Here is a 589-nt window from a genome sequence, read left to right as displayed (position 1 = left end):
TCATTAAATTCGATAAAAATTCAATTAAATATTTCACATCAAATACGAAGTTGGATGTATTCGTTTTTTGCCGTTCTTCTCCATTCACCGTTAATCGAACATGTAAACCGGATGGTTCGGGCAGCTCGTCGGAAGTCACCAACCAAGGTCCCATCGGAGCACTTCCATCTACCGTTTTGCCTTGAAGCCACTCAATTGTACGCCGTTGGATGTCGCGATACGTAACATCATTGGCAATCGTGTAACCTGCTACATAATCAAGAGCATCTTCTTGTGACACTTGGCGTGTCCTTTGTCCGATGACAAATGCGAATTCAGCTTCATAATCAAGCTGTTCAGAGATCGGGAAGAAGGGGATGTCATCCTGGGGTCCGATCACTGCATTCGTGTACTTGGCGAATACAACGGGAAAAAGTGGCAATTCACGCCCCATTTCTGCAATATGCTCACGATAGTTTTGGCCAACACAGATGATTTTTCCTGGATTTTGGACGGGTGCCTCAAGTTTTATATCCTCCATTGCATGTATCAATTTATGTCGAAATGATTCACGATTATCGATAGCATAGTCAGCCGCCTTCTTGGCAAT

Annotated in this window: 1 protein-coding gene; it reads right to left on the bottom strand. The window is 43.6% G+C overall.

From position 1 onward, the window contains the following. A partial coding sequence (locus CVN76_RS01870; protein ID WP_198512425.1) for a fumarylacetoacetate hydrolase family protein occupies window positions 1-589 on the bottom strand: 589 nt, incomplete at both ends.

The sequence above is a fragment of the Bacillus sp. mrc49 genome (assembly GCF_002803435.1).
This window is presented reverse-complemented; position numbering and strand designations above follow the sequence as displayed.